General features: G+C 64.4%; 5 protein-coding genes and 1 pseudogene. 2 read left to right on the plus strand and 4 right to left on the minus strand.

The window, feature by feature from the left end:
• Positions 1-33: 33 nt before the first annotated feature.
• The 3 genes from AC1DVT_RS16910 to AC1DVT_RS16920 all read right to left on the minus strand — a co-directional run bounded on the left by AC1DVT_RS16910 (position 34) and on the right by AC1DVT_RS16920 (position 3,173).
• On the minus strand, positions 34-252 hold the full coding sequence (locus tag AC1DVT_RS16910; RefSeq protein WP_477390185.1) for a hypothetical protein: 219 nt from the start codon (positions 250-252) through the stop codon (positions 34-36).
• A 273-nt stretch (positions 253-525) separates the two neighbouring features.
• Positions 526-1,356 (minus strand): hypothetical protein, encoded by an 831-nt coding sequence (locus AC1DVT_RS16915; protein WP_477390187.1) that lies wholly within the window; start codon positions 1,354-1,356, stop codon positions 526-528.
• Positions 1,356-3,173 (minus strand): hypothetical protein, encoded by a 1,818-nt coding sequence (locus tag AC1DVT_RS16920; RefSeq protein ID WP_477390189.1) that lies wholly within the window; start codon positions 3,171-3,173, stop codon positions 1,356-1,358. Before AC1DVT_RS16920 ends, AC1DVT_RS16915 begins: the two co-directional genes overlap by 1 nt.
• A 624-nt stretch (positions 3,174-3,797) precedes the next feature.
• Here AC1DVT_RS16920 and AC1DVT_RS16925 point away from each other — a divergent pair.
• Together AC1DVT_RS16925 and AC1DVT_RS16930 are read left to right on the plus strand one after the other, a co-directional pair.
• A complete protein-coding gene (locus AC1DVT_RS16925) occupies positions 3,798-5,438 on the plus strand; it encodes a patatin-like phospholipase family protein (RefSeq protein ID WP_477390191.1) in 1,641 nt (546 codons plus the stop codon).
• A 321-nt stretch (positions 5,439-5,759) separates the two neighbouring features.
• Positions 5,760-5,969: pseudogene (locus AC1DVT_RS16930) on the plus strand (tyrosine-type recombinase/integrase); the annotation flags it as partial.
• Between the two features lie 233 nt (positions 5,970-6,202).
• On the opposite strand, the gene AC1DVT_RS16935 reads toward AC1DVT_RS16930, so the two are convergent.
• The coding region (locus AC1DVT_RS16935) for a pentapeptide repeat-containing protein (RefSeq protein WP_477390193.1) at positions 6,203-6,428 on the minus strand (226 nt) is incomplete at its 5' end.

A 6,428-nucleotide genomic window follows, 5' to 3' on the forward strand; every position in this document is an offset into this window, starting at 1 on the left:
CCCCCGACACGAGTGCTGTGAAAGCCCCTACGCTCAGTCGCCGCAGATCATCCTGGCGGTGGCATTCTTGCCCTGGCCACCGAGCGCCTTGACGACGTCGCCCACGTTCGTGAAATTGAGGGCGCCTACAGTGTTGATGGTCTTGTGGACCTGGCCGAAGCAGGCAGCGTCCGCGGGCGCGGCGTTAGCGGTGCCGGCGAAGCCGAAAATGGAGAGAGCGACGATCGAGCCGATGGTGAGAATGCGCTTCATTGGACTTTCCCTTCCGAAGGCGGGTGCGTTTCACCCGACATGGCTAACTTCGTTGCCAGGGCGGGATCGGATTGCTTTTCGTCGCAGATCTTGTCGACCCGTTCACGAAGTCCTGAAACCAGGCCCCTCGGTGCCGATTCTCGCCACGAAGGATCGACCAGCATCGGCGTACGGCGACAAACGCCTGCAGCGCCTATGGCCACTCCGAGTCGACCGGCTCCTACTGCCCCGAAGCGTCAGCAGCCTCGGTCGGCTCACCGCAGGAATCGAGGCCTAGTCCGTCTTCGCCTCGTCCGCCTTCTGCCCGTCCGCCTTCTCGGCGCCTGACTTCGCGTCGTCCGGCTTCTCGGCGACTGACTTCCCGTCGTCCGCCTTCTCGGAGCCTGACTTCGCCGGGTCGGCTTTGTCGGGGTCCGGCTTGTCAGCCTCTTTCGCCTTCGGCGGGGAGAGCGCTGGGTCGGGCTCCTCGGCTCCCATGATCCTGGCGAGCCAGGTGTGCACTCGGAGCGGGTCTCCGGCGAAGCCATACGTGTCGTGCAGTGTCCGCCAGATCGACCGCTCGATGATCGACCAGTTCTGCGACCCGCGCAGCTCCTTGAGGTCGTCGACGGTGACCGGCTTGGGCGGAACGACCTTCGTTCGGAGCTGGAAGCAGCCCCGCCTGGCGTGATCGTCCTGTTCGGGCGCTGCCAGCGCCGCCAGCGCATTGGATGCCGCGGCGGCGAGGCCGTCGAACGGATCGACCTGGCACGCGAGGGCGAACAGCTTTGCTGCGGCCGGCGTGACCGTTGGCGCATCGGCCATCCCAACGAGTTTCCTGAACTCCCGGGCGACCTCTTTCGGTTGCCCCGGAACACTCCGAACGCACTTCAGCTCAGGATCAATGCTCGCCCAGCGACGCAGCTCCTCATCGAGGAAGGCGATGGTCAGCAGCGAGCGTACCTTCTCGGTGATGCCGTCATTGTGCTCGGTGCGCACGAGGTGGCACGCGAGCGAATACGCGACCTCAGGCGACATCCCGTTCTTCGGGTAGTCCGGCCCCAGCCGTACCGGTTCGTGTGTGTGGAAGCCGCCATCCGAGGGGAGCGAAACGAGTCCGGTCATCATTCCTCCGCACTCAGTTGCGCGAAGTTGATCTCCGCCAGCGTGAGCCTGCGTATGTGCGCGGAGTCGACGGGACCTTTACCCGGCACTGAAAGGATGTCGAGGGCGAGGTCCGCGCGTTGCAGATCGTCGTCTGTCGATGGAGTGCCGTTGGCGCTCAGGTTACGGGCGAGCGCTCCCTGTGTCAGCAGCAGCCGCAAGAGCAGGTCGTCCTTCGCGATCACGACCAGCTGAGGGGGCTGACCACCAGCGGCGATTCCTATCTCGATGTTGACCTGGTCGATGAGCCAGGTGTTGTACAGAGCCCAGTCATCGGGCGACTCGCTCTCTCGATACATGAAGTTCCACAACGCGACGAGTGCCGATCGATTCGCTGCATCGCGATTCAACGAGTTCGCCAGAAGGGCGATCCCCGTCGGGCGGCGCGTCCATCCGTTATGCCACTTCGTTGCGAGGAACTGCATCGCGATGCCGGAGGGAGCCGTCGCGCCGTGCAGGGCCATCGCCCATTCGGTGGCATACACCTGCCGAAGGCTCGCAATCAGGTGCGCCGCGATGACGGTCGATAGTCGCTGGGCTGGAGTGGCGCCGGCCGCTTGGTCGAGCAGGTATTCCTGACTGTCGGCGGTGATTCGATCCGACGCCACCAAACGTCCATTCCGCGTCAGTGTGAACGATGCTGCGGTCACTCCTCCCTCCGCCGCGTCGTCGCCCTCAATCTTCACCTCGAGCTTCCACGGCGAGATGCTGCGGATCGCCGTCCACACGCTGGAGATGAAAGAGACGGCTGGTCCGACCTTGGTCAGATCGAGAATCGACGCGTCAAGGCTCGACAGGTCCGGGCCGACCGGGACCTCGACGCCGCGCGCCGGCGAACCGCCCATCTCGTGCAGGATGCCCGTGAACTCCGGGACGAAGTCGCGAGAGTTCGCCGCTGCCGTGAACGTGACGGTGATCTTCTGACGTGTCGCGAACGCGTAGCTGAGGAAGACGATCCCGATGACACCCCAGACGACGAGCGCCACCCCGCCCGCGACGAGAGACCCGTTGGCGGCGACCATCTCGGTCGGCGACCACTCCGGAGCGGGACGCCCCAGCCATGCGGTGCCGGTCGGAGTGGGAACCGGCGTTGTGGCAACGGCTGGCTGGACGGCCGGATCGGCAGACGACGCGGGGTCGGCCGTCAGTACCGGGCCAGTACGCAGCACGAAGTACACCGCGACGATAGGCGCCAGCAGTCCCGAGACGGCGCCGATGATGCCCGCACCACGCCGCCGGATCGGCGTGCTCGTGCTGCCCGCCCCCCACACCTGCGCCGCAAGGCGCGTGATCACGAACAGCAGGATCCAGGCGCCCAGGATGAACAGTCCGGGCGTCACCAACGGTGCAAGTGACCCCGCGACGAACGCGGCCCACGCATTTCCGAGCGCCTTCGCGTCCGGCTCGGGGACGGGTGTCGGCGAGGGCGCGGGGGCGTCCGCGGCCTGCTGCTCGACGATCGCCTTGCGCTGCGTCTCGCACGCGGTCACCGCGTCGCCGAGAGGCCTGCCAGCCGTGATCGCCGCGACACCCGCGTCGATCGCGGCCTGGACGACGCCGAGCGCCTGGTCGTAGAGTTCTGCGTCCGCGAGATCGCCGGCCGTGTCGCACGCGACCCCGAGCTCGGCCGCGGTGACAGTTTCGGGGTCGGGCGTCGGCGCGATTGTCGGAGTCGGAGTCGGAGTCTCTTCGTCAGTCGCCGTCGAGACGATCGCCGTAGAAACGATCGCACGCGAGGCGTTCGTCGGCGCAGCGAGGGCGGGCGAGGCGACGGCCAACGCTGACATCATGGCGATCGCTGCACCGGCGAGAGCGCGACCGATCAGCCTTGACGCCATCGTCCCCCCAGACGGCGGGCCTCGAGTCCCGCTGGCGCAAGCGTGGCGTCACCGCGCCGAACTGTCAAGGGAGATGCGGCAGCACCCACCGCCCGCATGGTAGGCGCGCGATCACCTCGAAGGGCACGCGGCGCCCGATGTCGTGCGCGGTTCAACCGCGCCACCAAGGGAATCCACGACCCGTCCCGTGGGAATGCTCGACGAGGACGTGCCCGGCGAGTGGCAACAGCGCGGCGGGGGTTGCTGGCGGCGTACCTCGCAGCGGCGAGGCGTGCGGAATGCCGGAAGGCTTCGCGGGTATGCTGACCGCCGACCGCCGATCGTCACTTAGCCGTTGTCGCGCTCACCGAGTGCAGCAACCGCGTCGGTGCAGGGGACACCACTGGGCGAGCGTCGAGGGGTTGGGCCGCCCCGGCGCGATGTCGACCATGTGGGTGAACTGCGACGGGGAACCGCGTGGAGGAGCCCGAGGCGCGGCAGCGCCCAATTGATCAGGTCCGTTCGGAGGCTTCAATTGTCTTTAGCAGCTCTTGCGGACCGGCAAAGAGTGCGGGAAAGTGACGCATGCCCGCACCCGATGCTCAAGACGGCCGTCGCTGGAATCTTTACCTCTCGGGCGGAGGTTTCCGCGCTGCTCTTGGTGCGGTTGGGGTGCTCTTCTATCTCTCAGATTCGAATGCGTGGATAGCTGTCCGGCGTATTGTCTCCGTGAGTGGTGGCGGTCTTACGAACGCATGGCTGGCAACACATCGCCCAACAAGTTCCGAGTTGCCTGTGCAGCTTGGATCTCTCTTCTCTCGATTGACTTCGCGGGCTAGCGTCTGGCTGCTGGTCGGAGTGATCGGTGTAACCGTTGTTGGGCTCGGTGCGGTCGTCGGTCTACTCGCCCTCATCTTGGGCGGGTCGCCCTTATTTTGGGTTCTCGCAATTTTGGCCATTCTCTTGTTCTTAGTGCTGTTCCTTCAAGTCGGCACACGGGTCTGGCTCAATCTGTTGTTTCGGCGATTTGTTGGCGACGACCGGCTAGGAGGGCTCGATGGAGAAGAGTGGAATCGCGAACACATCTTCGTCGCCACGGACTTCGAGGGCGCTGGCCCGTTTTTCCTGCTAGTGAATCGGCTTCAAGCTGTAGCGTTTTCAGCTAATCGGGGATTGTTCGATGGGCGCGAGGTTTCATTCGCAAAGACTCTTCGTGCGACGACGGCATTTCCTCCGCTCCTGCCCCCGACGCGATTCGCACCAAAGGAAGTGACAGATCCGCGCCCTCTCTCCGACCCGCGATATCGCGAACCAGTCTGGAAACCCCGCGGAGCGCCGCGATCAATGTTGTTAGCGGACGGCGGAATCACGGGAAACCTTGGAGTTCAACTCGATGTCGGCTCGCCAGAAGGTTCCGACCTCCTGCAGACCGCAAACGCAATCTCACGGCGAGGTTCTGCGCCGCTGGACGCTGACTGTGTGTTTCATTCGGGATCTCTTGCTTGGCAGTGCACCGAGTGCGAGCAGCGAACCATCGTGGTCGATTGCTCGGGGCAGGCTCTCGCCCGTTCCAGGAACACACGCTGGCTCCTTTGGCTGCCGCTACTGGGTACCCTCTTCCACGCCGTGCGGACGCTGAAGGTGATGTATCAATCCCATCTTGCTCTCGACGCCGGGGGTGCCGGAGACGATCTAGTCTCGACCAATCGGGTTGAACCCTTACTCAAGGCGAAGGCGAAGGCGAAAGCGACTGCGGGGGTCAACGGTGCGGCCAGTTCCAACGGTCAGATGGTTGAGGCCGGGTGGCGCCTTGGTCAGGTCGACAATCTGGCGAGATTTCTTATTGACCCATCGGGCCGACGAGCGTTTTTCACTCGGTTGGAGTGGGCGTGTGTGTGCGCACGCATCGACTCAGGGGCAGTCCGCACCAACCTGTGGTCAACGACAAAGCTTCGAGCGATGATCACCGTCGCCAGCGGTTACCTCAACACTTGTCTTGCGCTCGAAGACGAGGACACGTTTCAAACCGTCGCCACAGCCATGCGAAATCTCGACGACTCTCTGAGGGGGCGCGGTGAACTTGTCCGGTGGTGGCAGGGTATCGGCGAACAATATGAAGGGTCGGGCGAGCAGGTTCTGCCAGCGCGATCCCGAGCGCTGAGTCGCATAGAGGCGAAGCGGGACGATGTCCTAAAGAGGCTGGCCGCACTCGACCCATTGGCCTGAGCCGGGCTGACGGGTGAAGATCGTTTGCGACCGCGTCCATCGATCTCGAATACGCCCGCTGCCACCGAGAGCGCCTTTCGTCACTGGACGGGACGGTCATCGCATTCCTACCCGCAACGCAGCTAAACAGTTGGCTCCGAAATCGCTGCAGCGCCTCTTAAACGACCCGAACTCCCCACTAATCGCGTAGGGGTTCGGTCACGCGATCGGATTCACCGTTAGCCGCGAGGACGCCTGGCTGGACATCGATCTCGCACTGCAGTAGGCCCCCAACGCGGACGAAATCTCGACCGTTCGCCGCGGACGAGAATGCTGTGAGCGTCGGTGCCGAGATCCACGGTGCACGACCTGCGCCACGCCGCTGCATCACTCGCGATCAGTTCGGGAGCGAACGTGAAAGCGGTGCAGCGGATGCTGGGACATGCGTCTGCCCCGATGACCCTCGATGTATACGCCGACGTGTTTGACGACGACCTCGACACCGTGTCGGCGTCGTTGAACGACGCGCGGAACGCAGCGATTGCACGCTGAGGATCGGCGTCGCGCTGCATCGCCGGCGAACGGCGATGTCGAAGCTCGCCGCCACGGCGAGGTCGTCGCCCTGCCCAAGGGAGCCGATGGTCGATGTGCGACAGATGCGTTCTGGTTGTCAGCAGCTTGAGGTTGCGACTCGGGAGTCCAGAGGGGGCCAGACCATCCTGTCGTGTTGATACGTTTTGCGGGCCTTTACGCCGCGACGAAGAGCCGTAAGTGGGACGAGTCAGTCACGTCCACTTCACGTCGGTGGTGTCGGCGTCTGTCAACGTTGCTGCCTTCAGATTGACGCCGCGGAGGGTGGCACCTCTGAGGTTGGTGTTTCGGAGGTCGGCGCCGGTGAAGTCTGCTCCTTCGAGGTTGACGCCGGAGAGGTTGACGAAACGCAGATCGCAGTTTGAGAAGTCGAGAGTGGCGCCATCGAGCGTCGCGCCTGCGAGGTTTGCCGCGCTGCGG

Source organism: Microbacterium sp. P2_F9, assembly GCF_056403635.1.